The sequence below is a fragment of the uncultured Thermosynechococcus sp. genome (assembly GCF_938074695.1).
Taxonomy (GTDB): domain Bacteria; phylum Cyanobacteriota; class Cyanobacteriia; order Thermosynechococcales; family Thermosynechococcaceae; genus Thermosynechococcus.
In genome coordinates, this window is record NZ_CALJEM010000007.1 from 34,379 (window position 1) to 49,915 (window position 15,537).

14 protein-coding genes and 1 other RNA gene are annotated in these 15,537 nt (G+C 52.4%); 9 read left to right on the forward strand and 6 right to left on the reverse strand.

The window, feature by feature from the left end:
• Positions 1-156: 156 nt before the first annotated feature.
• The 5 genes from Q0683_RS01260 to Q0683_RS01280 form a co-directional block, all read right to left on the reverse strand.
• The gene (locus Q0683_RS01260; RefSeq protein ID WP_298615506.1) at positions 157-1,926 is read right to left on the reverse strand and encodes an ABC transporter ATP-binding protein; all 1,770 of its coding nucleotides are present in this window, start codon (positions 1,924-1,926) and stop codon (positions 157-159) included.
• A gap of 27 nt (positions 1,927-1,953) precedes the next feature.
• Complete coding sequence (locus Q0683_RS10990; RefSeq protein ID WP_366142712.1) at positions 1,954-2,139, reverse strand: hypothetical protein; 186 nt, start codon at positions 2,137-2,139, stop codon at positions 1,954-1,956.
• A 195-nt stretch (positions 2,140-2,334) separates the two neighbouring features.
• Positions 2,335-2,712, reverse strand: coding sequence for a YkgJ family cysteine cluster protein (locus Q0683_RS01270; RefSeq protein ID WP_298615503.1), 378 nt, complete (start codon positions 2,710-2,712; stop codon positions 2,335-2,337).
• A gap of 10 nt (positions 2,713-2,722) precedes the next feature.
• Positions 2,723-4,747: a ribonuclease catalytic domain-containing protein gene (locus Q0683_RS01275; RefSeq protein WP_298615501.1), complete on the reverse strand. Its 2,025-nt coding sequence runs from the start codon at positions 4,745-4,747 to the stop codon at positions 2,723-2,725.
• Positions 4,748-4,785: 38 nt separating this feature from the next.
• A complete protein-coding gene (locus tag Q0683_RS01280) occupies positions 4,786-5,217 on the reverse strand; it encodes a pre-16S rRNA-processing nuclease YqgF (RefSeq protein ID WP_298615499.1) in 432 nt (143 codons plus the stop codon).
• A gap of 42 nt (positions 5,218-5,259) precedes the next feature.
• On the opposite strand from Q0683_RS01280, the gene Q0683_RS01285 reads away from it, so the two are divergent.
• Complete coding sequence (locus Q0683_RS01285) at positions 5,260-6,855, forward strand: DUF6930 domain-containing protein (protein ID WP_298975865.1); 1,596 nt, start codon at positions 5,260-5,262, stop codon at positions 6,853-6,855.
• 158 nt (positions 6,856-7,013) lie between these two features.
• Here Q0683_RS01285 and miaA read toward each other — a convergent pair whose 3' ends face one another.
• Positions 7,014-7,952, reverse strand: a complete 939-nt coding sequence (miaA, locus tag Q0683_RS01290; protein WP_298975867.1) for a tRNA (adenosine(37)-N6)-dimethylallyltransferase MiaA — start codon at positions 7,950-7,952, stop codon at positions 7,014-7,016.
• Between the two features lie 126 nt (positions 7,953-8,078).
• On the opposite strand from miaA, the gene gyrB reads away from it, so the two are divergent.
• From gyrB to Q0683_RS01330, 8 genes are all read left to right on the forward strand, one after another.
• Entirely contained in the window at positions 8,079-10,001 is a 1,923-nt protein-coding gene (gene gyrB, locus Q0683_RS01295) for a DNA topoisomerase (ATP-hydrolyzing) subunit B (RefSeq protein WP_298975869.1), read from the forward strand.
• A 37-nt stretch (positions 10,002-10,038) separates the two neighbouring features.
• Positions 10,039-10,225: non-coding RNA, 6S RNA (ssrS, locus tag Q0683_RS01300), on the forward strand.
• A 10-nt stretch (positions 10,226-10,235) separates the two neighbouring features.
• Positions 10,236-10,814 carry a pseudouridine synthase gene (locus Q0683_RS01305; RefSeq protein WP_298613909.1) on the forward strand — a complete coding sequence of 193 codons (579 nt, stop codon included), beginning with the start codon at positions 10,236-10,238 and terminating at the stop codon, positions 10,812-10,814.
• A gap of 132 nt (positions 10,815-10,946) precedes the next feature.
• Positions 10,947-11,645 (forward strand): FkbM family methyltransferase, encoded by a 699-nt coding sequence (locus tag Q0683_RS01310; protein WP_298613911.1) that lies wholly within the window; start codon positions 10,947-10,949, stop codon positions 11,643-11,645.
• A 235-nt stretch (positions 11,646-11,880) separates the two neighbouring features.
• The gene (locus Q0683_RS01315; RefSeq protein ID WP_298613913.1) at positions 11,881-13,044 is read left to right on the forward strand and encodes an ABC exporter membrane fusion protein; all 1,164 of its coding nucleotides are present in this window, start codon (positions 11,881-11,883) and stop codon (positions 13,042-13,044) included.
• 9 nt (positions 13,045-13,053) lie between these two features.
• Entirely contained in the window at positions 13,054-14,208 is a 1,155-nt protein-coding gene (devC, locus tag Q0683_RS01320; RefSeq protein WP_298613915.1) for an ABC transporter permease DevC, read from the forward strand.
• A gap of 9 nt (positions 14,209-14,217) precedes the next feature.
• Positions 14,218-14,913 carry a DevA family ABC transporter ATP-binding protein gene (locus tag Q0683_RS01325; RefSeq protein WP_298613917.1) on the forward strand — a complete coding sequence of 232 codons (696 nt, stop codon included), beginning with the start codon at positions 14,218-14,220 and terminating at the stop codon, positions 14,911-14,913.
• Between the two features lie 168 nt (positions 14,914-15,081).
• Positions 15,082-15,246 carry a hypothetical protein gene (locus Q0683_RS01330; RefSeq protein ID WP_298975872.1) on the forward strand — a complete coding sequence of 55 codons (165 nt, stop codon included), beginning with the start codon at positions 15,082-15,084 and terminating at the stop codon, positions 15,244-15,246.
• Positions 15,247-15,537 lie beyond the last annotated feature (291 nt).

A 15,537-nucleotide genomic window follows, 5' to 3' on the forward strand; every position in this document is an offset into this window, starting at 1 on the left:
CGGCAGAATCACCGACTCCCCAAACACCGGGACAGTAATTCCTTTTAGCTTCTACTGAGATTGTCTATTTTAAGCTATTTTAAGGGATCAAGTGGGGGATGACTTTGAGAGTCATCCTCTTTCTCTTTCAAAACAACTCTCAGGTGGGAGAGTATTCTATTGCAGGGAGCTTTCCAACTGGTACTGTTCCCAAAGGGATTGATAGAGTCCTTCTGCTGTCAGCAGTTCGTTGTGAGTTCCCTGCTCAACAATCTGCCCCTTGTCCATGACGAGAATGCGATCGCAGGTGGCTGCTGCGGAAAGTTGATGGGAGATAAAGAGAATCGTGCGAGGTCGCTGTTGTTGCCGCAGGGCTTGCAGGATGTGGCTCGCCGTTTGGTTATCCACACTGGCAAGGGCGTCATCTAAAACTAAGATCGGTGCATCCACCAGTAGGGCACGGGCTAAAGCCGTGCGTTGTCGCTGTCCGCCAGAGAGGGTAATCCCCCGCTCGCCCACCAAGGTTTCGTACTGCTGGGGAAAGTTGAGAATTTCGTTGTGAATCTGGGCTTGGCTAGCGGCAGCAATGACCTTTAACTCCGTAGCATCGGGTTCGCCGTAGCGAATGTTGTCTTTGATCGTGGTACTAAAGAGAAAGCTTTCTTGGGGCACGTAGGCGATCGCCCCCCGCAGATCGGCAAGGCGCAGCCGCGTAATGTCAATGCCATCCAAGAAAATCTGATTAGGGGCAATCTCCAATAGTCGAGGCAGCGCACTGGCCAAGGTGGATTTGCCGCAGCCAATGGGACCCACGATCGCCACCATTTCGCCGGGGTGAATTTCAAAACTGAGGTGGTCGAGGGCGGGGGTGGAGCAATTGGGATAGGTAAAGGTCAAGTCTTGACAACGCAGGTGTCCCTGAACGCGATCGCGGGGGAGAGCCAGGGCATCGGGAGCATCAATGATACGGGGTTCGACACTTAAAATCGCCTCAATGCGGTCAACGCTGACCTCTCCCTGCTGGTAGGCGGTAATCGTAAATCCCAACAATGCCGTCGGGAAAATCAGCCGCTCAATATACAGCAACAGGGCAATGAAATCGCCCACCTGAATTGTGTGTGCAGCAATCATCCGACTGCCAAACCAGAGGAGAATCAGCAAACTCAAGCTGACCATGCCTCCTAGGAGGGGAAAGAGAATGCTGCGGGTTTTGGCCAAGACCAGATTGTTCCTGAGCAGCTCTTGGTTCAATTGGTCAAATTGGCGCTTTTCATTGGTTTCTTGCCCATAAATTTTAATGAGTGCAATGCCGCTCATGTCCTCTTGGATGAGTTCACTCAGCTCGGCAAGGCTTTGTTGCACATCCAGTTGCTCTGCCCGCAGGCGATCGCTAAAGGTTTGGACAATAAAGAGAACCGCCGGATAGACGGCGATCGCCCCCAAGCTCAACCCCGGATGAATTGCCAGCATGACCGGCAGCGTCATCCCGTAGGCAAACACTGTGTTCGCTGCACTCAAAAGGGCAAAGCCCACCAGACGGCGAATATTATCCACATCACTGGTGGCACGGCTAATCAAATCCCCAGGGGTATTCTCCGCAAAGTAACTGGGTTCAAGTCGCAACAGATGCTCAAAGAGCCGTTGCTTGAGGTCAAATTCCACCAGTCGTCCGGCGCCAAAGATCCACAGGCGCGAAGCCATGCGAATCAGCCACATCAAAGAGGCGAGGCCGATCAGCAGCAGGGCATAGAACACCAGCCGTCGAAAGTCAAACTTAGCCTGCAATTCATCAACGGCAGTGCCAATCAGCAGCGGCAGATAGGTTCCGAGGAGGTTGACAATGAAAAGCGCCGCAATGCCCCCCCAAATCTTTAGCTGATGAGGACGCAGATAGGCCAGCAGGCGACGCAAACGGCCAGAGCGGCCAGTTTTAGGAAGAGTAACCATATCCTCAACCTAACAGATATTGCCCCCCTAGGGGGTAGCACTTTCGAGAAACTGGTTGAGGTCTTCCACTAAACGATTTAGCTCTGCCTCGGCGGTTAAGCGAATGCGGTCATCGCGCACCGTCAAGAGAACTTTAGCGGCATAGGGATTTGGCCAAATATTGGGATTACAAAAGACTTCAAGAAAGACTTTGCCCACGTACTGATATTCCATGGCGGCTTGGGGGGCAGGGGGTTACCGCTGACTTTGGCATGGGCGATCGCCCGCATGAATCTCTTGCCGTAGCGCCTCTGCCGCTTCTGGGGAACAGCAAAAACTCACCGAGGCTTCTACATAAATTCGCCCGCCCCCGTTACTCGCTCATCGGCTCTGGCTAAACACACCGTTGCCATTATAGAAGGCATCTGATCAATCATCCCCTTGGGGAAGATCTGCGCTGTGCTCCACCAGATATGTATAGCGCAGTAGTTCAAAACTCTGTTCACCGTAGCGATCGCTAATGTGCTCACAGCAGCACTGAATGGCAAACTCATCCAGTTCTTCCGGTAGGACGCCGTACAAGTCCTCAAAAACCTCCGGCGTCACGCGACAAAAGCGGGGGCGAGTCTCATAGATACGACAACGGCGGCTGAGGGGTTCAAAGTGAATACACCAGCCATCGGCACCAATGAGGGATTGGTAGAGGGCAAATTCCTCTGCATTGAGAATGCTCGGCACCTCGGAGCGATCGCTCAACTCAAGGTAACAACAAGCACCACACCCCTGCATACACTGCCATTTTTTCATGCTTTTAAGATCATGCAATGGTTTCTGCAGGCATTGATGCCTCGACGGACACTTCCTCTAGCCAAATTTGATCACTGCGGGGATCAACACGACTGACCCGCACCAGCACACATTCTCCCAAGTTGGCTTGCCGTTGAAAGCGCATGGCCAGCTCGATTCCCAAATCTTCTAGAAGGATCAACCCCAGCCCCTCCTCAGGCCGCAACCAACGCAGCAAAATTCCCCGCCACACTTCCTCACGATGCCGCCGCAGGTACTCCAAACACCAATAGCGGTTGGTTTGCCGCTCCACTAAAGAAGATTCCTGAACCGAGGAGAGCAGCCCCAAGAGAGTTTCATTGAGTTGTTCGGATGTTAGGGGCGGCGGTTCCCCGCGCAGGTGGGCTTTAATCTGACGGTGTGCCAATAGATCTGTGTAGCGGCGAATCGGGGAGGTCACTTGGCAGTAGGCATCAAGGCCAAGGCTGGCATGGGGACTCGGTTGAGTAGTCATCTCACTGCGGGGCATACAGCGGCGAATGGCACAGTCACGAACAATGCCAGCAGGCAGTTGCAGCAATTCCTCCTCTGGGGGCAGTTCCGGTGGGGATTGACTGCGAAAGGGCAGTGGGATTCCCTCACGGGCACCAAAATGGGCGGCCACTTCGCCGGCCAGAATCATCATTTCCGCCACGAGTTGGCGGGCAGGGGAGTCATGGAGGGGTGAAATTTCCACCTTTTCACCGCTGACCTTAATGTTAGGTTCAGGCAGACTAATGCGAATAGCGCCCCGTTGCTGTCGCCACTCACTCCGCCGCAGTCCCCATTGGGCGATCGCCAGCAACTCCGCTTCGCCGCTGACCCCCTGCTCCAAAATCATGTCCACATCGTCATAGCTGAGGCGATAGGTGGGGCGAATCCAACTGGGGCAAATTTCGTAGTCCAAGACCTCGCCGCTGTCGGCTAAGAGAATACCAAAGCTGAGGGCACAACAGGTTTGCCCTGCCACCAAGCTCATCGGACCTGTGGCCAGCTCCGTGGGAAACATGGGAATCATTCCCGTCGGCAGATAGACGGTTGTGGCGCGGCGGCGAGCCTCCTGATCTAAGACGTCATCCACCATCACCCAGCGGCTGGGATCGGCAATGTGAATCCACAGCTTTTGGCGATCGCCCACGATTTCGAGGCTAAGGCCATCGTCAATTTCTTGGGTACTCTCGTCGTCAATCGTATAGACCTTGAGATGGGTAAGATCGCGCCGCAAGGGAGCGTCAATGTCGGTCGGGGGTGAGGTGAGGCGTTCTTGAGCCACAGCAAGTACCTTGGCGGGAAATTCAACGTCAATTTGACTACGGCGCAGAAATAGATTTTCGTGCTCTGACCAGAGGCCCAGATCCACCAGCAGTTGAAAGGCTCCCAAGGGTTGGGTAGGTCGCTTCAATTCACTGAGCAGGTCAATGGCCGCCTGGTGTTGGGCACTGGGTTCAATGGCTATAGCATAGCGTTCTAACTGCTCAAGGCGCTTGCGATCGCTGGCTGACCATGCCACCGTTTCCCCCTTGAGCGCTTGGGTCAAATGTTCACGGAAGCTCACTTCCTCCGCCAAGCGTTGGGCTTCCCGCTCGCTTTGATGTTTGAGTTCGGCCACCTGGGCAGCCGGTCGAGGCTCGTAGGTTTCTCCCTTGAGCTTGAAATAGAAGCGATCTTCACTCAGAAGATAGTGGGCAGCGTAGCAGGCCACCGCCGATCGCTCCGCAAAAAGCAGCTCCGCGAGATCTGCTGGGGTAATGGCGCGGTTTTCCTCACGGAGAATTTCCCATGCCACCTCTAAGCTGTCGGGGTCTAGGAGCGGCTGCACTTGTTGCCAAAAGGCGGGGATCTCCTGGGGACGAAACCGCTCCTCGGGTACCGTAAAGGTCAGTTGGCGCGGATGAACGGTGTGGGCTTGCAAATGTTGATCAATGGCAATCCAATGCTTTTTACCTTCGGGGCGATCAATAACCGCCAAGCGACGCTGGTTATTAACCCGAAATTCAATGAGGGTGCCTTTCTCCACGGCTGCCGTGCTGTACCATAATCCGATAATTATAAAGTTTATTGCCTCTTACCGAGCAGCAGGGGATAACCACAGTAGCGCTCCAACAGGACAATGGCGACAATGTCATCAATGGGACGAGGGGGGAGGCGCAAACCCTTGGGAATCAGCCGCTGCCAACCTTGGGGCGGAAAGAATTGCCAATAGCGATCGCGCGCCTCTAGGGTGCTATTGCGCTCATCCACGGCAATAACCTCTACTGCTAAAACCTCTTGAAGTTGGCGCTGCCATTGCCGTGAGGTGGTTTGATTGCCCACAATCACCTGTTCAAATGGATAAACTGCATGCCACTCTTGGACACGGGCGATCGCGCGATCGCCGGCCACCACTTCATAACACACCACTTCTTGACCGCGGGCAAGGGCTAAACCACACTTGTCCCGCCCCGGATCGAATCCCAACAAATACCTAGTGCGACCCATTTCCGTCATTTGCTAGAGTGGAGAAGTTATCAAACTGGGAGCGATCGCCCTGTGAGCCTACCCGCTGCGACCATCCGTCGTCTGTTGAATGTACCGCAAGTTTCTACCGTTTGGCTGGGTGGCGGACGCAGTCTCGACAGGATTAACGACACGGTCTTTGGCGCCGCTTGGCTCGATCCCCAAGATCAGGCGATACGCAGCATGGAGCTAAGTCAACTGCCACCCACTCCAGAACAACTGACACGGCTGTTGGTGCAGGCAATTGAACACCCCCGTCATCTTGCCTGTGAACCCTGCCGTCCCCACACGATTATCGTTGATGACCGCGAGCTGCAATTTTTCCTGCGTGGCGTCGTTGCCCCCCTCGACATTCAGGTGGAGTATCAAGCCCAGATTCCCCTCCTTGACGAATTTTTTGAATTCATCACTGCCAAGGCAACAGACGAGGCCGAGGATGTAGAGCTACTCCCTCGAGAATACATTCCTCTCTACAAGCAAAAGGTCAAAGAATTGGCGCAACTGGACATCTGGCAGTGTCTAGACAGTGTTATCCCCCTTAAGCTCCACTGTGAGGCTTGGGACTCCCCCACCCTCTTTGCAGTACTGGTTAACCCCCAAGGAACCAACCATGACTTTGGTCTGATGCTCTACCGCGGCGAAGAGGCTCTGCGCAACTTTTGGCAGCAGATTGATCAAGAGTATCCCTATATTGACGAAGACGACGATGAACACCTAGAAGAAACCGTTCTGCGCAATAATTGTCTTTTCTTGAATTTTACTCAAGTAAATGCAGAGGATTTGGACAGCGATCTATTTTTTTTCCTCAACGGGAAACTTTACGCCATTGACCCCGGCGCTATCCATCCTTTAGAGGGGATGCGCCCCTTCTATGCCCCCGAAGAAGCGGAAATGGTCTATGTGGCGATCGAGGCTCTGATCAAATTCTGGAAGAAGACAAAAAAGCAGTTCGCAAAGGGAGAGTACCCTGAACTTAATTTAAGGCTTAAGATTCCTTCGCCCTGCCATTTTGCCCTTAGCTATCAGGTGCAAGTGGCAACGGTGCCACAGATAAGGTCAACCATTGATGATAATACTGAGGAGAGCGACTTAAAATTCCGCATCCCCATTGATACGGAAGCTATTCCCGAGGAAGCCTATCTCCTCTTTAAGTTGTTTGCCCCTGAAGAGCTACAGGAATTACCAGCAGTCGTCTCCTACTATCAACGGGGGGAGATTCCAGAGGGATTTCAAGGTTATCCCGTGTTGACGATTCAAACTAAAAAAACAGCAGCGGAGGTACTTGCCGCCAAAATTGCTGAGGAGGGCGGCATTCACCATCTAACCGTCTTTCCCCTCTCGGGAGCTGAGCAAGTAGTCATGCTCCTTGCCCAAACCAATGCCAATCATCTGTGGCTTTTAGATACCTTTGACCCCGAAAGTGGCTTACTGCTCCTTGACTGGATCAAGGAGGTCAATGCACTTGAAGGCGCCTGTGGTCTTGCTGTGGCCTATGGCATAACGGGCAAAACGCGGATGCAGCCGACCCTCAAGCAAATTGTGGGACTCTTTGAAACGTCCCTTATCTTTAGTTTTGTGGACACCCAACGTCCGCCAACCCCTCAGCCTATTGAGATTGCCAAACGCTAGGCAACTGTGCATTCTTTACGGATTCTACTGCTTCAGGCACGGGGAGGAATTGGCCGAATCTATTCGCTTTAGCGACTTGGCTGCCGAGCAATTTACAGTGGTGAATGCTCCGCTTATGACGCTTTGCGCGCAACAGCCCGTCCCGCTCCCCACGCTAATCAATTGACCCGCCGCTTTGTTGAAGTAGTGCTGGGCCACTCCGCCAATCGTGTTTGAATCTCTGCCAGTTGCTCCTCTAGGGTGGTGGTTTGCAGCCAATAGATCCCTGCTTCTGCTCGAAACCAGGTGCGCTGCCGTTTGGCAAACTGTTGGGTGTGCTGCACGGTGAGGGCAATGGCTTCTGCGAGCGTGACTTCCCCCCGCAGGTATTGGCGCATTTCCCGATAGCCAAGGGTATCTAAAAGGGGGAGGTCATCACCGTATTGCGCTTGTAGCTGACGAATTTCCTCTAGCCAGCCCATGGCTAGCATCTGGTGGGTGCGCTCCTCAATTCGTGCCCGCTGCTGTTGGCGATCGCCCCCCGTTAGGGCAAAGTACCAAATGGGATAGGAAGGCGGTTTGCGCTGCTGCTGCTGGCTCAGGGGCACCCCCGTCACGTAATAGACTTCCAAAGCGCGCAGGGTACGCACTTGATCGTGGGCATGGATGCGTTGCGCCGCCACGGGATCCACCTGCTGGAGCCGCTGATAGCATTCCCGCTGACCCAGGGCCATCAACTGTGCCCGCAACTGCGGCTGGGGGGGGACTTGGGGAATGGTCAGCCCTTGGGTAATACTGCGGATATACAATCCCGTGCCTCCCACCAAGAGGGGCGTGATGCCTTGGGCATGGTAATGGGCAATGAGGGCTTGGGCTTTGGCTTGGTAAAGAGCTAGAGTGAGAGTATCGCGGGGGTCACAAATATCAATCAGGTGGTGCTGCACTTGGCGCTGCTGCTCTGGGGTGGGCTTGGCGGTGCCAATGTCAAAGCCGCGATAGACTTGGCGGGAGTCGGCACTCAAAATCACGCTCTTCAACTGCTGGGCAAGGGCGATCGCCAGTGCCGTTTTGCCTGTGGCCGTTGCCCCTCCGATTACTATTAACCCTACATCCCCCACTCAAATACAGCCTGAAAATTTCCTAGAATCGCCTATAACCCTTATGTGTTAAAATTTAGGTCAGATTTGACATTTGGGCAAGCAAAAACGCATTTGCCTCGATTCTATAGCAGTTAGGGAGTTGCCATGACCGCCGAGTATTCCTCTGCCCAGTTGCGGGTGCTCAAAGGCCTTGAACCCGTGCGGACACGACCGGGGATGTACATCGGCAGCACTGGCCCTAAAGGACTCCACCACTTGGTCTATGAAGTCGTGGACAACTCCGTTGATGAAGCCTTGGCAGGATACTGCTCCACCATTCTAGTTCAGATCAATGCCGATGGCTCTGTGACTGTCACCGATAATGGCCGCGGCATTCCTACGGATATTCACCCCGATACAGGAGTTTCGGGGGTTGAGACGGTAATGACGGTGCTCCATGCGGGGGGTAAATTTGGCGATGGCGGCTACAAAGTCTCAGGGGGGTTGCACGGAGTGGGAGTCTCTGTGGTCAACGCCCTTTCTGAGTGGCTAGAGGTGACGGTATGGCGCAATGGTTTTGCCCACTATCAGCGCTATGAGCGGGGGGTGCCTGTCACACCGCTGGAAAAAAGACCCGATCGCGAGGAACGGCGCGGCACGTCAGTGACCTTCTTTCCCGATCGCCAGATTTTTACAGAAACAATTGAATTTGATGCCAAAGTGCTGATGACTCGGCTGCGGGAACTGGCCTATCTCAATGCTGGGATTCACATTAACTTTCAGGATTTGCGCGTCACCCCTCCTCTGAGGGAAACCTTCTGCTACGAAGGCGGCATTCGCGAATATGTCCGCTATATGGTGCAGGAAAAGGAGCCTCTCCACCCAGAGATTATCTACATTCAGGGGGAAAAAAACGAGGTGCAAGTGGAAGTGGCTCTACAGTGGTGTGCCGATGCCTACAGTGAAAACCTCCTCGGCTTTGCCAACAATATCCGCACCATTGATGGCGGCACCCACATGGAGGGGCTAAAGGCGGTGCTGACACGGACGCTCAATGCCCTTGGCCGCAAGCGGAACAAACTGAAGGAAAACGATCCCAACCTTGCGGGAGAAAATATTCGGGAGGGGCTGACGGCGATTATCTCTGTGAAGGTGCCCAACCCGGAATTTGAAGGACAAACAAAGACAAAACTGGGCAACACAGAAGTACGCGGCATTGTGGATGCCGTTGTGGGTGAAGCCCTAACCGAATACCTCGACTTTCACCCAACGGTTACCGACGCCATTTTGGAAAAAGCCATCCAAGCTTTTAATGCGGCGGAAGCAGCACGACGGGCACGGGAAATGGTACGGCGCAAGTCGGTGCTAGAGTCTTCAACGCTGCCCGGCAAATTGGCCGATTGTAGCTCGCGGGATCCGGCAGAATCGGAGATTTTCATTGTGGAGGGGGATTCTGCAGGGGGGAGTGCCAAACAGGGGCGCGATCGCCGCTTTCAAGCAATTTTGCCGTTGCGGGGGAAAATCCTCAACATTGAGAAAACCGACGACGCCAAAATCTATAAAAATAATGAGGTGCAGTCCTTAATTACCGCCTTGGGTTTAGGCGTAAAGGGGGAGGAGTTTGACCCTGCCAAGCTGCGTTACCACAAGGTCATTCTCATGACGGACGCGGACGTGGATGGTTCCCACATTCGCACCTTGTTACTCACCTTTTTTTATCGCTATCAGCAGGAATTAATCAACCAAGGCTTTGTCTATATTGCCTGCCCCCCTCTATACAAAGTGGAACGCGGGCGACAGCACTTCTATTGCTATAGCGATCGCGAGTTACAACAGCAAATTGCGTCGTTCCCCGAAAATGCCAACTACACCATTCAACGCTTTAAGGGCTTAGGGGAAATGATGCCGGAGCAGTTGTGGGAAACCACCATGAACCCAGAGACGCGTATTCTCAAACGGGTGGAAATCGAAGATGCGGCTGAGGCCGATCGCATTTTCACAATCCTCATGGGCGATCGCGTAGCACCGCGCCGCGAATTCATCGAGACCTACGGCCCACAGTTGGCACTAGAAAACCTGGATATCTAAAGCCAGACCCTAGAGGAGATGTGCTATAGTAACTCTAGTTTGGCTGCGACGTTGGTGACTGCCAATATTGTTTTGTGATCTACAACTGCAAAACATTTGGGAATCAACACTGTGGGCGGCAGTAAACTGGTCTTGGAGCCAGAAACTTCTAAGTCTGCAGTTAGGATTCCCCCCTAGTCTTTACTAGGTCATAAACTGAGGTAAAACGGCGTCGCGGTCGAACTTTTCCTAACCATGAACTATCGTTACATTCTCCTATACAAGCCCTATCGGGTACTGTGTCAGTTTCAAGATCAAGAAGGGCGAGCCACCCTCAAAGATTATGTCCCTATTCCCGATGTTTATCCCGCTGGCCGCCTAGACTATGACAGTGAAGGTCTGGTGCTTCTTACGGATGATGGCCGGTTACAGCACCGCTTGACAGATCCCCGCTATGGCCATCCACGTACCTACTGGGTTCAGGTGGAAGGGGAACCCACGCCAGCAGCCCTGCAACAACTGACGGAAGGAGTAGTCATTCAAGGCTACCGCACGCGGCCGGCAATTGCTGAGATTCTCAATCCAGAGCCGTCCTTACCGCCGCGAAATCCCCCAATTCGTTACCGCCGTCATATTCCTACCCAGTGGCTCAGCTTGACCCTGCGGGAAGGCCGTAATCGTCAAGTTCGGCGCATGACAGCAGCGGTAGGATTCCCCACACTGCGCTTGGTACGGGTGGCGATCGCCAACTTGCAACTGGGTGACCTCGCCCCCGGCCAGTGGCGGGAACTCTCTCCCCAAGAGCGGCAAATGCTTTGGCAGCTGTGTGGTTGACGGTCACCAAGCCCTGCCTAAGGGTACGGCCTTTTTGTAAACTGACTTCCTGACTCTTGATTTGTCGGTCAAGATTTTGTTCTATAATCAAAAATTATAAGGATTGATAATCAAGTTTTTGGAAAAACTAAAATGCTGGAATGGATTCTCAGATCAAACTTGAAGATTCAAATCAAGAATGCTTCAGATTGGATCATTTATAATGATATTTTTGTAGATGGGGAGTATGATCCGGCAATTTATCCACTAATGCTAAATCTGAGCGAACATAATCAGCTCCAAGTATTGGATATAGGCGCTAATGTTGGATTTTTTACAATTAGGGTCTTTGATCTTTTAATACGAAACGGATTTACTCCTGATCAAGTTTTTATTAATCTCTTTGAAGCAAGTCCAAGGATTTGTCAAGATCTGAGTGAAAGATTGATAGATATTAATAATCTGGGTAACTTTATACAAATTCACAATGGTTTAGTTGGACAGCGAGAAGGATCCGCTAAATTTAGCGAATTAGAATTTACTGGCATGAGCGGCATCTATACGGGATCAGAAAATGCAAACACCCAAGAAATTAATTTTATTGATGTTGAAAATATTCTCGACGGTGACACAAGAATTTCCCTTCTAAAGTGTGATATTGAAGGTTCAGAGTTAATGTTTCTAGAAAACTATCCATCGTTAATGAAACGTGTTGATAGTGCTGTATTTGAGCTTCATCCAAATTATTGCGATATTAGCAAATGCATGGATTTGATACGTGAATCCGGTTTATCTAACTATGAAATTTTACGTGAACTAAGCTATTTATCAGTAATTTATTTCTGGCGATAAAATTAATTAATTAAACAGTTTCTACACCTTACTATTTTTGCCCAATCAACAACTTTCAACCCATTGAATTCTGCACAGGCCAGCAATTAGACGATGTTCTTTGAGATAAATCGCCTACTTAAATCTCCTTTCTGCTCCATTCTCTTTTCAAATGCTTTCTTCTAAGTGCCTCGGCTTAGGCCGTGCTAGACTTAAGTTATATTTCTTAACTTTAGTGCTTCTGTCAACTTCTCCTATGGGACAGCCGTTTTTTAGTAAAGTTGGTCGTCCGTGGCTAATTGGGGGAGCGATCGCCATCGGTGTGGGAAGCTTTGTACTGAGTCTCAACCACTGGCAGCAACAACAACGCGCCAATGAGGAGCGAGCGATTCAAGCTGCTTTAGCCAAGCCAGTGAGCGATCGCATTACGGCTTTGGGTCGCTTGGAACCCGAAGGGGAAGTGGTGACCGTCAGTGCTCCCTCAATGACCGAGCGGTTGGGGCAGCTCCTAGTGCGCGAGGGCGATCGCGTGGTTGCTGGTCAACCCCTTGCCTATTTAGACACTTATCCAGAGCGCAAAGCAGAGCGAGACTTAGCAGCAACTCAATTGCAGGAAGCCCGCCTACGCTATGACGCTGAAACTCGCCTAGCCCTTGCTCAAATTAGTGAAGCAGAGCGCCGGCGCGATCGCGCCAATGAACCCGCCATTGCGGCTATTCAAGCTCAACAGGCCACAATTCAGCGCATCCAAGCGGAACTGGAGATCGCCAATCGCGAGTATCAGCGGTTTGCCCAACTCTTTGCCGATGGGGTAATTTCTCAACAGGATTTAGATGACCGGATCGTTCGCGTGCGGAGCTTACAGGAGGAATTGCGCAACGCCCAAGCCAACCTCGTTCGTTTGCAGGAGGAGCGCCGCACAGAACTCGCCACTGCAAATGCTCAAGTGGACGCTGCCCAAGCAAATCTTGGACGAGTGCAAGCCCAAGTGCAACTCCTTTCAGCAGAACGCAATCTGCAACTAGCGGAAGCCCGTCTGGAGCGCACTATCATTCGCGCTCCCCGCAATGGTCGCGTGCTGCGGATTCACACTAAAGCAGGGGAGACCATCAATGAACGGGGCATTCTCGAACTCGGCAATACCGACCAAATGTATGCCGTTGCTGAAGTGTATGAGACCGATGTGCCCCGTGTCCATGTGGGTCAGCGGGCTGAAATTCGCAGCAGTGTCCTGAGTACACCGCTTACCGGGCGCGTTACGCGCGTGGGACTCCTAGTCGCCAAAAACGATGTCACCGATACCGACCCTGCCGCTAAAACCGATGCGCGGGTTGTGGAGGTCAGAATTCGCCTAGATAACAGCGAGCCAGTGGCGGGTCTGACCAATATGCAGGTGGAAGTGGCGATTGATCCCCGCTGAGGTACACCGATGATTTTTGCGATTCCCTTGGCTTGGTTGCAACTCATTCGGGAGCGGATTCGCCTCCTAGTGGCGATTGCCGGCATTGCCTTTGCCGTGGTGCTAATGCTCATGCAGTTTGGCTTTCGCGATGCCCTTTTTAAGGCGGCAGTGCGCTTCCACGAGAGCCTCAACACCGATATTGTTCTCATTAGTCCCCAATCCACGGCACTGATTGCCATGCGCAGCTTCCCGCGACGGCGACTCTACCAAGCAGCGGGTTTTGAAGGAGTGGAGTCCGTTTCTCCCCTCTACCTCAATTTTGGTCTGTGGCGCAATCCCATTAACAAAAGTACCCGCCAACTAATGGTGATTGGCGTGGATCCGATGGCGGTATCCATTTCAGTGTCCGATACCCCCCACTGGCAGGATGCTATTAAACTAGCGGATCATGTCCTTTTTGATGCCCAATCCCGCGCTGAGTTTGGCCCAATTCCAGAGCTATACCGCCAAGGGAAAGAGGTGACAACCGAAGTTTCTGGCCGCAAAATCACCGTAGCAGGCCTATTTCGCATGGGCGCTAACTTTGGCGCCGATGGTAATTTACTCACGAGTGACTTGAACTTTTTGCGTCTCTTTCCTGAACGCAATCCCGGTTTAATTGATGTGGGTCTGGTGCGGGTGCAGCCGGGGGTCAATACCAAGGCACTGGCACGGCGAATGAAGGCTGCTCTAGGCAATGATGTCCTAGTCATGACCCGTGAGGAGTTTGCTGAGTTTGAACGCAGCTACTGGGAAAAGAGTACCTCCATTGGCTTTATTTTCTCCCTCGGCGCCTTGATGGGTTTTATTGTTGGCTCTGTGATTGTTTATCAAATTCTCTACACCGATGTCACGGATCACTTGGCGGAGTATGCCACCCTCAAAGCGATGGGCTATCGCGACGTATTCTTCTATGGTGTAGTGATGCAGGAATCGTTGATTCTTTCCTGTATGGGCTATATTCCGGGATTCATTGTGTCGTTTCTACTGTATATCCTCATTGCCAATGCCACCTCGCTGCCGGTTTGGATGACGGTGGAGCGAGCAAGTTTGGTCTTTACCCTCACGGTGCTGATGTGTACGCTTTCGGGGGCGATCGCCATGCGGCGGATTCAACAAGCCGATCCTGCGGACATTTTCTAGGATGGTGCTATGGAGCCGGTGATCCAAATTCAAGGCCTCAATCACTACTTTGGTCAAGGGCAACTGCGTAAGCAAATTCTCTTTAATTTACACGCTCGCATTGAAGCGGGTGAGATTGTAATCATGACGGGGCCTTCAGGATCAGGGAAAACGACACTTTTAACCTTGATTGGTGCTTTGCGATCAGCTCAAGAGGGCAGTCTGCGGGTGCTTGGTCAGGAGCTACGCAACGCCACTAAAGAGCAGCAGATTCAAATCCGTCGTCAAACGGGCTACATCTTTCAAGGTCATAATCTGCTCCATGCCTTAACCGCTCGCCAAAATGTGCAGATGGCACTGGATTTGCAACCCCACCTGAGTCAACAGGAAGTCCGAGAACGGGTGGAAGCAATGCTCTGTGCCGTTGGCCTTGGAGAGCGCCTTGATTACTATCCCCATGAACTGTCGGGGGGACAAAAGCAACGAGTGGCGATCGCCCGCGCCCTAGTAGGACACCCAAAAATTGTACTTGCCGATGAACCCACGGCTGCCCTTGATAAAAAATCTGGTCGCGATGTGGTGGAAATTATGCGTGCCCTCGCCCGCGAACAGGGCTGTACCATCCTAATTGTGACGCACGACAACCGCATTCTCGATGTCGCCGATCGCATTATTCACATGGAAGATGGCCGTCTCTCGGAAACCACAATTGGCGTTTCTGCCTAACTTAGAATAGGAACAGCCGGCGCAGTATGAATCCGTTGAGGATATTTGCAGCTCCGCAGCAGACGCTACCGAGTTTAGACAGGGGCGATCGCCTCAGTCGCAAGGTCTTTGGGCGCCCCTATGCCCAATGTTTCTATATCAACTGAACTCATTGACGCAATCGTGTAGATGGCCTCCCCTGTGCAGGTAACGTCCCGCAGCCGTCCCCAGAGTCTCGTCATGGGCTGGTTGATGACCTTTGAAGCGGCAACGGCAAACGCCATGGTGCTCGATAATGCCACAGGGTGCTTAAAGGTTTATTGTCACTGTGGCGTTCAGGAATACTTGGTCTGAGTGGTACCGCACAAGTGGCCGATGACCACGGCATTTTTCGCAGTGTTTACTTCTACCCCTCGTGCAAGAAGCCTTGCAAACAGGATTGAAGTCGCGATCGCCCAAATAACGGTTCTGTGCTATGGTCATAGATAGCGGCTTGCAAGCGCAGCAGTGGCACTTGTCAACTCTTCTCATTTCCAACAGCTTCATCATGCCAGAAGTCTCCGGCGGCAGTCCTTGCCGTGAGCGGAGCTTTTGGTGTGCTTGACAAAGCGATGCCTCCTCGCTTAAGATGCAAGATCCGCGTTT

Excerpts from the sequence above, each read along its gene's own strand:
- Q0683_RS01260 (WP_298615506.1), bottom strand. The coding sequence starts at position 1,926 with ATGGTTACTCTTCCTAAAACTGGCCGCTCTGGCCGTTTGCGTCGCCTG.
- Q0683_RS10990 (WP_366142712.1), bottom strand. The coding sequence starts at position 2,139 with ATGGAATATCAGTACGTGGGCAAAGTCTTTCTTGAAGTCTTTTGTAAT.
- Q0683_RS01270 (WP_298615503.1), bottom strand. The coding sequence starts at position 2,712 with ATGAAAAAATGGCAGTGTATGCAGGGGTGTGGTGCTTGTTGTTACCTT.
- Q0683_RS01280 (WP_298615499.1), bottom strand. The coding sequence starts at position 5,217 with ATGACGGAAATGGGTCGCACTAGGTATTTGTTGGGATTCGATCCGGGG.
- gyrB (WP_298975869.1), top strand. The coding sequence starts at position 8,079 with ATGACCGCCGAGTATTCCTCTGCCCAGTTGCGGGTGCTCAAAGGCCTT.
- Q0683_RS01305 (WP_298613909.1), top strand. The coding sequence starts at position 10,236 with ATGAACTATCGTTACATTCTCCTATACAAGCCCTATCGGGTACTGTGT.
- Q0683_RS01310 (WP_298613911.1), top strand. The coding sequence starts at position 10,947 with ATGCTGGAATGGATTCTCAGATCAAACTTGAAGATTCAAATCAAGAAT.
- Q0683_RS01315 (WP_298613913.1), top strand. The coding sequence starts at position 11,881 with ATGGGACAGCCGTTTTTTAGTAAAGTTGGTCGTCCGTGGCTAATTGGG.
- devC (WP_298613915.1), top strand. The coding sequence starts at position 13,054 with ATGATTTTTGCGATTCCCTTGGCTTGGTTGCAACTCATTCGGGAGCGG.
- Q0683_RS01325 (WP_298613917.1), top strand. The coding sequence starts at position 14,218 with ATGGAGCCGGTGATCCAAATTCAAGGCCTCAATCACTACTTTGGTCAA.
- Q0683_RS01330 (WP_298975872.1), top strand. The coding sequence starts at position 15,082 with ATGGCCTCCCCTGTGCAGGTAACGTCCCGCAGCCGTCCCCAGAGTCTC.